Here is a 14,749-nt window from a genome sequence, read left to right on the forward strand (position 1 = left end):
GGCTCTCAGACAGGGTTTAAAAGATTTAGTCGAAGAAACTTCCAAATATAATAAAGAATAGGAATTGGTTCGCGATACTCTATCGCGAACCATTCTTTCTTTTCCACATCCCGTGAAAAGTCAGAAAACTAATAAAGTATATATAATAACTTACACGGCAAACGTAGCTAAATATTCTGAATATTTCCCAACAGCAGAAACAATGATTAATTCCTTTGAAATTAATCAGTAAATCAGGATTGAAACAAGATAAATCAGCAAATATACATATTTGTTTATAGTGCTTAAAAGCCATTATTTGCTGCCAAAAATTGCTTCATCAGCTATCAGTAACAGATAACTGATATTTGAGAAGCCAGACTACATAAAAACTGAGTTTATTTCTGAGATGATGTTTTATAAATCATTAAGTCATTTTAGTTGGTTATACTTAAATCAATTTTTACATTGCTTCAAAATGTAATATGATTGTCATTCTGTGGTAAATACATAGTATATATACTTTCATCATCTTTAGTGAGAACTACCAACGATGAAACCACAGTTATTTTTGCAAGTACTGACGGCAGGTTCAATTGTTCTGGGTAGTATTGCTACTATCAGTCCACCGAGTTTGGCTCAATCTCAAACTTACTTTTGTGAAAGAAGTGATGATGGTGTATGGACTACATACGCCAAAAACTATAACAATAAGAAGATTCCGGTCATTCGCTGGATTAAAACGTTGGGAAACTATACTCCAAAAGTACGGTGTCAAGAGGTATCTTCCAGATTTCAAAATGCCTATGGAAAAGGTATCTTGAACTACCTGACATCTGGTATTTCTCCTAATGGTCAAGCAGTTATATGTGCGGCTAGTCAATACGGTGGGCCTTGTAGTCAATTACTATTCACACTTAAGTCGCATCGGGACGCGAGTTCAGTACTGCAAAACCTTGTAGAAATTGGTTATCGCGCTCGCGGGCCCCTTCTTCAATCTGAAGATGCTTCTTCTCAAATATACATTGATATGAGTAAATTACTGAACGAAAAAGCAGCACAGGTAGAAAATTAATACCAATTTTGATAGGTAGTGGGATGCTCGTTAAACATATTTGTATAGAGATTTTCAAGCGGTAAAAGCAACATGAGAGAAAAACTAATGTATCATCGCTCACTGGCTCTGGTTGCCTCAATGGGCATCCTCTTGACGTTGCCTATACAAGCTGTTTATTTGAGCATTTTTTCCTCAAAAGTTTCTGCTCAACAGCTAACTTCCCAGCGATCGCCAGAACAACTCAAACAGCTAGCTCGATCAATAACTGTCAAGATTTTATCTGGCGAGAATGAAGGTTCAGGAATTTTACTTAGAAAAAATAGTCAAGTTTATACAGTTGTAACCAATAGACACGTTTTAGAATCAGGCAAACCTGTTCAAATCCAAACAGAAGACGGGAAAATTCACTCAGCCAATTTGGTTAAAGGAGTCAACTTTCAGGGCAAGGATCTGGCTTTGTTGGAGTTCCAAGCTAACGCTAACTATACTTTAGCCCCCCTTGGAAATTTATCAACGATCGCAGTTAATGAACCAATATATGCGGCTGGGTTCCCTTTTGAGGCAAATCCGTCTCAGTCTCAGGGGTTTGTCTTCAAAACAGGGCAAGTTTTGCTAGTGCCAGAGCGAGCTTTTAAAGAAGGATACCAGATAGGCTACAGCAACGAAATTGAAAAGGGAATGAGCGGCGGGCCGATATTCAATAGTCGAGGGCAAGTAATTGGTATCAATGGTATCCATGCCTATCCGCTTTGGGGAAACCCCTATGTTTATGAAGATGGTTCCCAACCGACTGAAGCTTTACGAGATTTGATGAGCCGTTATAGTTGGGGGATTCCAATCCAAACATTTGCTCGTTTAGCCCCTCAATATACTTCAAAAGAATCCTTACCAGCAGCTAAAGCACCCTCCACCTCAAGTCTTCCTCCCATCGCCAATGAAGTTAACAACATTGCCCAAGAAATTACGGTACGAATAGATGTGCCAACTTTACGTGAGTGTAGTGGATCGGGAGTAATTATTGGTAAAAATGGAAATACTTACAGCATCCTCACTGCGGAACACGTTATTCGCAACTCTCAAAAATGCGATCGCACCGTTCTAGAGGTAATCACCCCTGATGGTAAACAATATCAAGTCAAGGTGAATAACGAGAATCTGAAAACTTTGCCAGAGACAGACTTGGCGATATTACAGTTTACTAGTGAGCAAAATTACCGCGTCGCTACTTTAGCAAACTACGACATAGTTGGAGGATATAATTACATTTTTGTTTCTGGGTGGCTGGGGTTAAAACCCGGAAGTAGTCAAACAAAGCGTCAGTTTACAGCTGGGAGTGTAGCATCAAAACAAACTGGGTCTTTTTTCGCTAGAAGTCCTTTGTCTTTGAGCAACGGGTATGGGCTAATGTATACCAATCTCACAGACCAAGGAATGAGCGGCGGGCCGGTGTTAGATATTCGTGGGCGCGTCATTGGTATTCATGGCAAAGCAGAAATAGAAGAAATTAGAGATAAAGCTGGTCAGTCTCGCTTGATAACATTGGGTTTTAGTTGGGGTGTCCCCATTAGCAGCTTTGTTCGTTGGGCACAGTCAGTCGGTATGGCTCCGATATTAAGAGTGGAAAATAATGCACCACCGGAACTGACACGACAAGAGACAAAATCAATTCTGCAAGCTTTATTTAAGGTAGACAAACCCAAGGATAATGCTGATGCTATTGATTTCCTAAACTATGGCTGGCAAGTAGCGCGAAACGCACCAGATAAGCCACTCGGTGAAAATGAAGTAAAAGAGGCAATCAAAGCTATCGATCGAGCAATTCAACTTGAGCCTAACTTCTATCAGGCTTGGTATCTACGCGGTTTAGTGCATCTAATAAATCTTCAAGAATCTCAAGAAGCCCTGAAGTCCTTTGATAAAACCACACAAATTGAGCCGAAATTCCTTCCTGCTTGGCGTTTGCGTGGAATAGTACTTTTCGGATTAGAACGATATCCAGAAGCGTTACAATCCTTTGACCAAGTAGCGAAATTAGACCCTGATGATGCTAGCGTTCAAATATTTCGTAGCTTGGCATTAGTTGGAGCAAAGCGTTTCTCAGAAGCGCTAGAGGTGTCAAACCAAGTTTTAAAAAAGAATCCTGGTTCTTGGGCGTACTTTGCTCGGGGTGCAGCACGTTATGGTATGGAAGACTCACAAGGAGCGCTCGCTGATTTAAACGAAGCAATTCGTCTGAATCCAGAAGGTATTGAAGACACAGCCTACTCAGCTAGAGGTTTGATCCGCGCTAAACAGGGAGATTTAAAGGGAGCGCTCGCTGATTTAAATGAAGCTGTGCGTCTTGTCCCAAAAAAGGCCAGCAATTTTAAAGAACGTGGGGACATTCGCTCTCAACAACAAGACTACAAAGGAGCGATCGCTGACTACAATGAAGCAATTCGTCTCAAACCTGAATACGCTGAGGCGATCAAAGATCGTGGGCTGACTCTTTTTCTAAACTTTCAAGACTACAAAGGAGCGATCGCTGATTTCAATGAAGCTGTGCGTCTTGACCCAAAAGATGCCAGCAATTTTAAACATCGTGGGCAAATTCGCTATCAACAACAAGACTATAAAGGGGCGATCGCTGATTTAAATGAAGCAATTCGTCTTGACCCAAAAGATGCCTTTAATTTTAAAATTCGTGGGGATATTCGCTCTCAACAACAAGACTACAAAGGAGCGCTCGCTGATTTAAATGAAGCAATTCGTCTTGACCCAAAAGATGCCAGAAATTTTCAAGCTCGTGGGTTTATTCGCTATCAACAACAAGACTACAAAGGAGGGCTCGCTGATTTCAATGAAGCAATTCGTCTGAATCCAGATGAAGACACAGCCTACTCATTTAGAGGTTTGAGCCGCGCTAAACAGGAAGATTTAAAGGGAGCGATCGCTGATTTAAATGAAGCTGTGCGTCTTGACCCAAAAGATGCCTTTAATTTTCGAGTTCGTGGGCTTATTCGCTCTCAACAACAAGACTACAAAGGAGCGCTCGCTGATTTAAATGAAGCAATTCGTCTTGACCCAAAAGATGCCTTTAATTTTAAAAAACGTGGGGAAATTCGCTTTCAACAACAAGACTACAAAAGAGCGATCGCTGACTACAATGAAGCAATTCGTCTCAAACCTGAAGACGCTGACGCGATCAAAGATCGTGGGCAAATTCGCTTTGAACAACAAGACTACAAAGGGGCGGTAGCAGATTTTAGCGAAGCAATTCGTCTCAAGCCTGACGATTTTGACGCTTACTACAATCGGGGACAAGCTCAGGCTCAACTTAAAGATTATAAAAAAGCAATTGAAGATTACGACCACATATTAGCCTTTCAGGAATTATCTGGCATTGGTGTTCAAACAGAAATCAGTCCTCAAACAAAATTACCCACAATTTCCAAAGTCATTGAAAATTCTCCTGCTCAAAAAGGTGGGGTGAAAACGGGCGACCAAATCTTAGCAATTGATAGGAAATCCACGGAAAACTTGAGTTTAGAACAGGTAGCAAAACTAACTCGTGGTCAGGCAGGTACTCAAGTCAGTCTGCAAATTAACCGCTCTGGTAAAAATAACTTAAACATTACTTTAACAAGGATGCCAATTGCAGTTGATACAATATTTGCTGATATTTATTATCATCGCGGTCTTGCCCGTATTCAAGTAAAAGATAATCAAGGAGCGCGTCAGGACTTTGAAAAAGCCGCAGGACTTTATAAGCAAGAAGGTAAGGCGGACGATTACCAAAAAGTAATGGCAAAAATTAGAGAGCTTCAGTAGTAATCAATAGATTGGTTCAGGAACTTGAAAAATATTAAGAATTTTATCATTATTAAAAAATAATATAGTTTCTGCTGCATTCCAGATTCCAAATCTGATTAGTCACGTCTCTACCTTGAGAATTTAAGCTTTTTGCCAATCCACAGCTTCCAGGTATGGGCTTTATTAGCAACTTCTGTAAAATGTTGGCAGAAAGCAATACTCAACAGAGCAAAAACAGAAGGTCAATATGCGATTACTACATACAATGCTACGGGTAGGAAATCTGGAAGAGTCATTAAAGTTCTACTGTGAACTTTTGGGTATGAAATTACTACGCCGAAAAGATTATCCAGGAGGAGAATTTACCCTGGCTTTTGTGGGCTATGGTGACGAAAGCGACAACGCAGTGATCGAACTAACCTACAACTGGGGCGTGGAAAAGTACGAATTGGGTAATGCTTATGGTCACATTGCTCTTGGGGTTGATGATATTTACGCTACCTGTGAAGAAATCCGCAATCAAGGCGGTAAAATTGCACGCGAACCAGGGCCGATGAAACATGGTTCGACAGTAATTGCTTTTGTGGAAGATCCAGATGGGTATAAAATTGAGCTGATTCAACTAGGATCTCAAGGATCAGCAGCCAAACAGGAATCACAAGAGCAACTTGTGAGTCAGTAATTCTTATAATTAAGAATATGTAGCGCTTCTCAGTTGAAGGCAATAAAGCTGTAGGAAAATACCCACCGATGTCTTGAAAAGTTGAACCAAATGCGGGTAGATTGATTTTCCCGCAGACAGGTGTCTCGTGCGTCTGCTTAACAGAGTGCGAGACTTTTCTCTTTTTGCATACCCTTTTTAGGCGGGTTAGGGGATCTCCTTTGCGTAAATCCTATCAGTATTAGCAACACTAAGACTGTAGGCGTAGCCTGTCATAGACATCGCTAAAATAGCACCATCTGGAAAAGTCCGCTCAGAACAGTGTTTTCGTTTTAAATTAGGAAATAGGTAGTAGATTAAACTATCACCAAATTACCATTCCTAAATTGCCACCGGAGATACACGCGGATATACGCTGAGAATGTTTGGATAATTAGGGACTGGGGACTAGGCACTAGGAATTAGTGACTAGGTAAAAGTTTTTCCAATCCCCAATATCCAGTCCCCAATGCCCAATCCCTAAACTAAAAATCAAAATTCCAAAATTATAAAGATGCAACCTACAGATCCGAATAAATTTACTGATAAAGCCTGGGAAGCAATTGTTAAATCTCAGGATATAGTCCGTGCTTATCAACAACAGCAACTAGATGTTGAACATTTAATTATTGCCCTGTTAGAAGAACCCACCAGCCTAGCAATACGTATTCTGGCTCGATCTGAGGTCGATCCAATCCGCTTTCAACAGCAGCTAGAAGCCTTTATCCAACGTCAGCCCAAAGTTGGTAAAAGCGATCAGCTTTATCTTAGCCGTAGTTTAGATGTTTTACTAGATAAAGCCGAGGAAGCTAGAGTCAGGATGAAAGACTCCTACATTTCCGTGGAACACATACTTTTGGCTTTTGCTGAAGACGATCGCGTTGGGCGAAAGATCCTCAAAAGCTTTAGTGTGGACGCAGCTAAACTAGAAGCTACTATCAAAGCCGTTCGCGGTAGCCAAAAGGTAACAGATCAAACGCCAGAATCGCGCTATGAAGCTTTACAAAAATTTGGTAGAGATTTAACAGAACAGGCAAAAGCTGGAAAACTCGACCCGGTAATTGGGCGAGATGACGAAATTCGGCGGGTAATTCAAGTATTGTCTCGTCGCAGCAAAAATAACCCCGTATTGATTGGTGAACCTGGGGTAGGTAAAACTGCGATCGCAGAAGCTTTAGCACAACGGATGGTAAACGGTGATGTTCCCGAATCTCTAAAAAACCGCCAACTGATCTCTTTAGACATCGGTAGTTTAATTGCTGGGGCAAAATTGCGAGGAGAATTTGAAGAACGCCTGAAAGCTGTCCTCAAAGAAGTTATGGACTCTAACGGTCAAATTGTCCTGTTTATTGACGAACTACATACCGTAGTCGGTACAGGTTCCAGCCAACAAGGGGCAATGGATGCCGGAAATCTGCTCAAGCCAATGCTGGCGCGGGGAGAACTGCGTTGCATTGGCGCAACTACCCTCGACGAGTTCCGCAAACACATTGAGAAAGACGCTGCTTTAGAACGCCGCTTTCAGCAAGTATTTGTCGATCAGCCAAGTGTGGAAAATACTATTTCCATTCTGCGGGGATTGAAAGAACGCTATGAAGTGCATCACAATGTCAAAATTTCTGATTCGGCTTTGGTAGCAGCAGCAACCCTGTCAGCGCGTTATATTAGCGATCGCTTTTTGCCAGATAAAGCCATCGATTTGGTGGATGAAGCCGCCGCACAGTTGAAAATGGAGATTACCTCCAAACCAGCAGAATTGGAAACCATTGATCGCCGCCTCATGCAGTTAGAAATGGAAAAACTGTCATTAGCTGGCGAAGAAAAAGGTACTCCCCAAACGAAAGAGCGTTTAGAGCGCATTGAGCAAGAAATTGCCAATTTAACCGAAAAACAGCAAGTTTTTAACGAGCAATGGCAAGGTGAAAAGCAGATATTGGAGGCGATAAGCGCCTTAAAGAAAGAAGAAGATGCGCTGCGAGTGCAAATTGAACAGGCGGAACGCGCTTATGACTTAAATAAAGCTGCTCAATTGAAGTATGGCAAATTGGAAGGAGTGCAGCACGAACGCGAAGCCAAAGAAGCCAGCCTTTTAGAAATTCAAAACCAAGGTTCGACGTTGCTGCGAGAACAAGTTACTGAAGCCGATATTGCCGAAATCGTCGCTAAATGGACAGGAATTCCCGTCAATCGCTTATTGGAATCGGAACGGCAAAAATTGCTGCAACTAGAAAGTCATTTACATCAACGAGTCATTGGGCAAGAAGAGGCTGTAGAAGCGGTATCAGCAGCGATTCGCCGCGCCCGTGCGGGGATGAAAGACCCCTCGCGTCCCATTGGTTCATTTTTGTTCATGGGCCCCACCGGAGTGGGCAAAACCGAACTCGCCCGTGCTTTAGCTCAGTTTCTCTTTGATTCTGATGATGCCTTGGTGCGCTTGGATATGTCTGAGTATATGGAAAAACACTCAGTTTCTCGCTTAGTAGGTGCGCCTCCAGGATACGTAGGCTATGAAGAAGGTGGTCAACTTTCCGAAGCGGTTCGCCGCCGTCCCTACTCAGTAGTGCTGCTGGATGAAGTGGAAAAGGCGCACCCTGATGTGTTTAATATTTTGTTGCAGGTGTTAGATGATGGGAGAATTACTGACTCTCAAGGAAGAACGGTAGATTTTCGTAACAGCGTTATTGTGATGACCAGTAACATTGGTAGCGAACATATCTTGGATGTATCTGGTGATGATTCCCAGTATGAAACGATGCGGAAACGGGTAATGGAAGGTTTGCGATCGCATTTCCGCCCCGAATTTCTCAACCGCGTTGATGACATTATTCTCTTCCATACCCTAAATCGCACGGAAATGCGGCAAATCATCCGTATTCAACTCAAGCGGGTAGAAAATCTCCTTCGTGAGCAAAAAATCTTCTTTGAGATATCCCAAGCAGCCTGCGATCACCTTGTGGAATCAGGCTATGACCCAGTTTATGGTGCGCGTCCACTCAAACGGGCCATTCAGCGAGAAGTAGAAAACCCCCTCGCCACCAAGTTATTGGAGAATACTTTTATCTCTGGAGACACGATTATCATTGACAAAAATGAGAACGGTCTGTCTTTTAGTAAAAAAGTGCCAGTGAAGGTGTCAGTACCACAGATTGCTACATAGTCGGAGAAGGCAATTAAAAATTACGGCTACGCAAATAAAACCCATTAACGTGGGTTTATTTTTTTGTTTTCTGACATTTAATCTATTTAATTTCCTGAAGAGAGGTTAACTTTATTGCTATCAAGATATGACTCAGTTTTTGCCATCTCTCTATATTTATCAAGACTTAAACTGATTTATTTTTATAAGTTTTTTAGTGGCTGTTCTATATTACCTCTAAGGGCATAACGCAAGCTTTCTTATACTAAGCTTCGTGATCATCTGGTTTAAATTTTAGTGCTTGCTCGTAGGATGCGATCGCTGCTTCATGGAGTCCTAATCTGCCTAGTGCATAGCCCCGATTGTACCAAGCTTCGTGGTAATCAGGTTTAAATTTTAGTGCTTGGTTGTAGGATGCGATCGCCTCTTGATTACGTCCTAATTTGCCTAGCGCATTTCCCCGATTGTACCAAGCTTCATGGTAATCAGGTTTAAATTTCAGTGCTTGGTCATAGGATGCGATCGCCTCTTGATTGCGTCCTAATGTGCCTAGTGCATAGCCCCGATTATACCAAGATTGGTAGTAATCGAGTTTAAATTTCAGTGCTTGGTCATAGGATGCGATCGCCTCTTGATTGCGTCCTAATGTGCATAGTGCATTACCCCGATTATACCAAGCTTCGTGGTCATCTGATTTAAATTTTAGTGCTTCGTCGAAAGATGCGATCGCTTCTTCATTATGTCCTAATTTGTTTAGCGCGATGCCCCGATTATACCAAGCTTGGTAGTAATCAGGTTTAAATTTCAGTGCTTGGTTATAAGATACGATCGCTTCTTCATTATGTCCTAAATTATCTAACGCAATACCCCGATTGTTCCAAGATTCGTAGTAATCTGCTTTGATTTTCAGTGCTTCGTCGTAGGATACGATTGCTTCTTCATTGCGTCCTAATTTGCGTAGCGCAATGCCCCGATTGTTCCAAGCTTCGTGGTAATATGCTTTGATTTTCAGTGCTTCGTCGTAGGATACGATCGCCTCTTCATTGCGTCCTAAATTCTTGAGTGCATTACCTCGACTGTTCCAAATTTCATCGTTATCTGGTTTAATTTCTAGTGCTTGGTCGAAGGATGCGATCGCTTCTTCATTGCGTCCTAAATTCTCTAGCGCATTGCCCCTATTGTACCAAGCTTCGTCATCATCAGGTTTAATTTTCAGTGCTTCATCGTAGGATGCGATTGCTTCTTCATTGCGTCCTAATTTACGTAGTGCATTGCCTCGATTGTTCCAAGTTTCATGTTTATCAGGTTTAATTTTCAGTGCTTCATCGTAGGATGCGATCGCTTCTTCATTACGTCCTAATTTACCTAGCGCAATGCCCCGATTGTTCCAAGCTTCGTGTAAACCTAGTTTAATTTTCAGTGCTTGGTCAAAGGATGTTATCGCTTCTTCATTACGTCCTAAATTATCTAGCGCAATGCCCCGATTGTACCAAGCTTCGTGGTAATCAGGTTTAATGTTCAGTGCTTCGTCGTAGGATGCGATCGCTTCTTCATTACGTCCTAATTTGCCTAGCGCATTGCCCCTGTTGTTCCAAGCCTCGTGTTTCTTTGGGTTAAATTCCAGTGCTTTGTCATAGGATGCGATCGCTTCTTCATTACGTCCTAAATTGCGTAGTGCATAGCCCCGATTGTACCAAGCTTCATGATAATCTGTTTTAATTTTCAGCGCTTCATCGTAAGATGCAATTGCTGCTTCATATTCCTTAGCAGCATACAATAAATTTCCCAGTTCAAATAATAAAGGTGGCTTTTGATCCTCTGGCTGATGTTTTTCGGTCAGTAACTCTTGAATTTCCAATATTTTCTCAATTTTTTGCTCTGGGCTGAGTTTCAAATATTCCTTATAATCTCCTTCTAATAGCAAACGATTTGATTCTTGTTCTACAACTTCTGGTGTTGTCGGTAATTCAAACACCGCAGAACGCCAATCAAAAAAATCTGGGGCACGATGAATAAAGTAGTTTATCGAAAACGAACGCAAAAGAAAAACAAAGCTAATGGGAAAATCATCTCTAAAGCGTTCTCGCTGTTGGTTTAAGTGATTTAAAATATGCGGAACACTGGTTAAATTGCTAAATTGCCCTTCGGTAATTTCCCCGAAACTTCTTTTTTCATACTTAAATAAAGAATATTCCAGACCTTTAATCAATAAAATATCAACTTGCTTGTCTTTAACAAACTCTGCGACTGGCTGATATAAATTATCAATCGCCTCAACCAACCGCAAAACCTCAATTTTCTTCTGCGGAATTTCCTGCGGAAGTTTGACAATCAAATTGTCTGCTTCCCCAGGTGTACATTGGACAAAAAACAAACCAAATCCTGATTTTCGCCTCAGTGCGCGAAGCAAGTCTTGATAAGCTTCTTCTGGTTCTGGGGGTAAATCATCATCCCAATCACTTAAATTTGGGTTCATGAAAGTTTTGCTACGGCTTCTTTAAATTCTGGAATTCCTTGAATCAATGGATGAATATCATACCAACGCTGCATTTCTCCATCATCATCTAAATAGCGGTATTCTAAAAGACAGCGATTATACATCAAACTGCGATACAAGTCATCATTAATAATACGCTTAGAACAAGACACTTCCGCTAACAGACACCATTGATGATTTTCCACTGCGCGGCGATAAGTATCTCTGGCTTGAGTAATTGCTCGTCGCACAGCCTTTTCTGAAACAGGTAATTCTTCAGTGCGCCCAAAGGCATCTTGAGTTAACAATAGCAAATTTCTCACATGACCTCCACTCATTAAACAAAGTCTGTCTAAGGTTTGGGGACTGTCGAAAATTTCTGTTTCTAGTGATAGTTCAGGTGCAATTTGCCGGACTCGCTTGTTAATTACTTCTTTAACTTTCTTGAGTCCTGGCTGGTAAACTTCGCCCTTGAGAGTGTTTACCATAATCATTGGCAAAATTTGGGGGTCGCCGTAGATGTCTCTGAGGTCTGTTGCCCTGGTAGAATAGACCATTGAAATGGGGACAGTGTAAATCAAATGGCAATCTAAAGCTTGGAGTTGTTCGCTACGGTCTAAAAAGACTTCCTCATAGTTGGTGCGTTCTCCGTCTTTAACTAACACCATCCGGTCTAAGTTATCGACAATTACCGCCAGTTTATTGTAGCCATTAGGTAAGTGCTGTTTTGCATCCACCAGAAACTCATTTAACACCTGAATTAAAGTGACGGTGTGAGGATCAATTTTTTGGCGAATCTTCTGGCGTAATTCAGGAACAGCCCTTAAATTTGCGGTTAACTTAGCGAATTGAGTTAGCTGTGCTTCTACTCCCAAACTTTCAAATTCTATGGGAGTTTGCGCCAAATCTTTCAAATCTTCCCAACGACCTTTCAACCAGTTGAGTATTGGGCGAGGACTAGCAATTTCTTTTAAATCTTTGAGCAAACGGCGGGTACAGGCGAGGAGTATATCTGTATATTGGGCATCTTCAGAATCGATATCCTCTTCATCAGCCGCAAAATACACAACATAAAATTCTCGATTTTCTAAATATTTTTTTAACCTGAGTAATTCTGTAGACTTCCCCGCACCCCGATGGCCAGAATACAATTGGCAAGTATTTGTATCTGCTAGTCGCATTCGATTTCCCAACTCTTGCAAAATATCGGCATCTCCCCGCACATCCTGACAATCTACATATTTTGGATCGCCTGCTGGTAAGGGTTCAAAGGGGTTAAAGGCATTGTAGAGTTTTGCGAGTAAGTCAGAACTATTAACCATAGGTAAAAAATATAGCAATCATGCTCATAATAAGGGAGATTAAGGAGAGACACGATTAATTGCGTCTCTACTAGGAAGTAGGGAAATCCGAATCAGAAATGGGGGCAAACAATGCTCAAAAAAGGTGCGATCGCCTGAGCTATGCTTTTAAAATCCTAATTGGTATCATGCCCTTCTGTGTTCTCCGGGTTTATCCTGGAAAGCAGAGAGCTAAGTTGTATTAGCCACTATCATCATTTCAGATACTAACATCGAAAAATTACCAATTATGCTAGAACAAGGCACTATCAGTATTCATACTGATAATATTTTCCCGATCATTAAGAAGTCGCTTTACTCAGATCACCAAATCTTCTTGCGGGAACTGGTATCCAACGCTGTAGATGCCATCCAAAAGCTGAAAATGGTATCCCGCGCCGGAGATTACGCTGGAGAAATCGGCGAACCGGAAATTGAACTTGCCATTGACAAAGATAAAAAAACTCTATCCATCTCCGATAACGGTATCGGGATGACCGCAGATGAAGTTAAGAAATATATCAATCAGGTTGCCTTTTCTAGTGCTGAAGAATTTATTCATAAGTATGAAGGCAAATCAGATCAACCGATAATTGGCCACTTCGGTCTTGGTTTTTACTCTTCCTTCATGGTGGCGCAAAAGGTAGAAATTGATACCTTGTCCTACCAAGAAGGAGCGCAGGCGGTTCACTGGACTTGCGATGGTTCTCCAGCTTTTACCCTAGAAGATTCGTCCCGGACAACTCGCGGTACTACTATTACCCTCAGCCTGGAAGGAGAAGAGGAGGAATTTCTAGAGTCTGCACGAATTAAGAATCTTGTCAAGACATATTGTGATTTCTTGCCAGTACCAATAAAACTCGACGGTGAGGTAGTAAATAAGCAAAAAGCACCGTGGCGAGAGTCTCCAAGTAATCTGAGTCAAGAAGAGTATTTAGAGTTTTACCGCTACCTGTATCCTTTTCAGGAAGAACCTCTGCTGTGGGTACATTTAAATACTGACTATCCCTTTATCATCAACGGGATTCTGTATTTCCCGAAAATGAGGCCGGATGTAGATGTTACTAAAGGGCAAATCAAGCTATTTTGCAATCAAGTTTTTGTTAGTGACAACTGCGAAGAAATTATCCCGCAATTTTTGATGCCGATGCGGGGTGTGATTGATAGTAGCGATATTCCGCTAAACGTATCGCGGAGTGCCTTGCAAGGCGATCGCACCGTGAAGCGAATTGGTGACTACATTGCTAAAAAAGTAGGCGATCGCCTCAAAGAACTTTTCCGCGATAATCGTGAACAATACATCAGTGCTTGGAAAGACCTCGGAACTTTTGTAAAATTCGGCGTTCTCAACGACGATAAGTTCAAAAAGCAAATTGAAGATATCATCGTCTTCCGTACCACCGCCAAGCTGACAGAAAAAGTTGCGGCTGAAACTCCAGTGGTTGAAGTCCAGTCTTCAGACGGGGATGCTTGGCAAGATGTGACTCCTTCAAGTGCTGAGAACTCAACCCCCACCGCTCCTTACACCACACTGAAAGAATATCTAGAACGCAACAAAGAACGCAATGAAAACCGGGTTTTCTACAGCACTGATGAAACAACCCAAGCTACATACATAGAACTGCACAAAAATCAAGGTTTGGAAGTCCTGTTTATGGACTCCTTCATCGACACCCACTTTATCAACTTCCTAGAGCGGGAATATCAGGATGTTAAGTTTACGCGGGTAGACTCAGATTTAGATAATACTCTGCTGGAACAAGATAAAGATAAGGAAATTGTCGATCCTAAGACGAACAAAACCCGCAGTGAGACAATTAAAGAGTTATTTGAGAAATCCCTCAACAAACCCAAACTCAACATCCGTACCGAAGCGTTGAAATCAGACGATCCTCAAGGTACACCACCTGCGATCGTTCTTTTACCAGAGATTCTCCGCCGCCTGCGAGAAATGAACGCCATGATGCAGCAGGGAACAGCAGAGTTTCCTGAAGATCACATTTTGCTGGTGAATACTGCTCACCCGCTAATTCAAAATCTGGCAAATCTGAACCAAGGTACTATTATCCAAGGGGATGGTCAATCGTCTACAGATCAGTTAGTGAACTTGATTTGTCAACACGTCTACGATTTAGCGCTGATGTCTCAGAAAGGATTTGACGCTGAAGGAATGAAATCTTTCGTCGAGCGATCGAATGAGGTACTCACCAAGCTGACTGAACAAGCTAGTAAATAGTTGGGAATTGGGCATTGGGCATTGGGCATTGGG

At 41.8% G+C, this 14,749-nt stretch carries 7 protein-coding genes; 5 read left to right on the forward strand and 2 right to left on the reverse strand.

All coding sequences use genetic code 11. The features are described 5' to 3' along the window. The first annotated feature begins 532 nt into the window (after window positions 1–532). The 4 genes from GNF10_RS28665 to clpB all read left to right on the forward strand — a co-directional run bounded on the left by GNF10_RS28665 (window position 533) and on the right by clpB (window position 8,685). Complete coding sequence (locus GNF10_RS28665; protein ID WP_185580328.1) at window positions 533–1,054, forward strand: COP23 domain-containing protein; 522 nt, start codon at window positions 533–535, stop codon at window positions 1,052–1,054. A 72-nt stretch (window positions 1,055–1,126) separates the two neighbouring features. Then, window positions 1,127–4,846 (forward strand): tetratricopeptide repeat protein, encoded by a 3,720-nt coding sequence (locus tag GNF10_RS28670; RefSeq protein ID WP_185580329.1) that lies wholly within the window; start codon window positions 1,127–1,129, stop codon window positions 4,844–4,846. Window positions 4,847–5,075: 229 nt separating this feature from the next. Continuing rightward, a complete protein-coding gene (gloA, locus tag GNF10_RS28675) occupies window positions 5,076–5,510 on the forward strand; it encodes a lactoylglutathione lyase (RefSeq protein WP_185580330.1) in 435 nt (144 codons plus the stop codon). 532 nt (window positions 5,511–6,042) lie between these two features. Then, window positions 6,043–8,685: an ATP-dependent chaperone ClpB gene (gene clpB, locus GNF10_RS28680; protein ID WP_185580331.1), complete on the forward strand. Its 2,643-nt coding sequence runs from the start codon at window positions 6,043–6,045 to the stop codon at window positions 8,683–8,685. A 244-nt stretch (window positions 8,686–8,929) separates the two neighbouring features. On the opposite strand, the gene GNF10_RS28685 is transcribed toward clpB, so the two are convergent. Together GNF10_RS28685 and GNF10_RS28690 are read right to left on the reverse strand one after the other, a co-directional pair. Continuing rightward, a complete protein-coding gene (locus tag GNF10_RS28685) occupies window positions 8,930–11,140 on the reverse strand; it encodes a tetratricopeptide repeat protein (RefSeq protein WP_185580332.1) in 2,211 nt (736 codons plus the stop codon). After that, window positions 11,137–12,462, reverse strand: coding sequence for an AAA family ATPase (locus GNF10_RS28690; RefSeq protein WP_185580333.1), 1,326 nt, complete (start codon window positions 12,460–12,462; stop codon window positions 11,137–11,139). Before GNF10_RS28690 ends, GNF10_RS28685 begins: the two co-directional genes overlap by 4 nt. Before the next feature lie 268 nt (window positions 12,463–12,730). Between GNF10_RS28690 and htpG the strand changes: the two genes are divergently transcribed. Beyond that, window positions 12,731–14,716, forward strand: coding sequence for a molecular chaperone HtpG (gene htpG, locus GNF10_RS28695; protein WP_185580334.1), 1,986 nt, complete (start codon window positions 12,731–12,733; stop codon window positions 14,714–14,716). Window positions 14,717–14,749: the final 33 nt, after the last annotated feature.

Source organism: Nostoc sp. UCD121 (genome assembly GCF_014222285.1).
Classification (GTDB): domain Bacteria; phylum Cyanobacteriota; class Cyanobacteriia; order Cyanobacteriales; family Nostocaceae; genus Nostoc.

What these genes read in the sequence shown, in the direction of transcription:
- GNF10_RS28670 (WP_185580329.1), top strand. Translation starts at nt 1,127, where the DNA reads ATGAGAGAAAAACTAATGTATCATCGCTCACTGGCTCTGGTTGCCTCA.
- gloA (WP_185580330.1), top strand. Translation starts at nt 5,076, where the DNA reads ATGCGATTACTACATACAATGCTACGGGTAGGAAATCTGGAAGAGTCA.
- GNF10_RS28690 (WP_185580333.1), bottom strand. Translation starts at nt 12,462, where the DNA reads ATGGTTAATAGTTCTGACTTACTCGCAAAACTCTACAATGCCTTTAAC.
- clpB (WP_185580331.1), top strand. Translation starts at nt 6,043, where the DNA reads ATGCAACCTACAGATCCGAATAAATTTACTGATAAAGCCTGGGAAGCA.
- GNF10_RS28685 (WP_185580332.1), bottom strand. Translation starts at nt 11,140, where the DNA reads ATGAACCCAAATTTAAGTGATTGGGATGATGATTTACCCCCAGAACCA.
- htpG (WP_185580334.1), top strand. Translation starts at nt 12,731, where the DNA reads ATGCTAGAACAAGGCACTATCAGTATTCATACTGATAATATTTTCCCG.
- GNF10_RS28665 (WP_185580328.1), top strand. Translation starts at nt 533, where the DNA reads ATGAAACCACAGTTATTTTTGCAAGTACTGACGGCAGGTTCAATTGTT.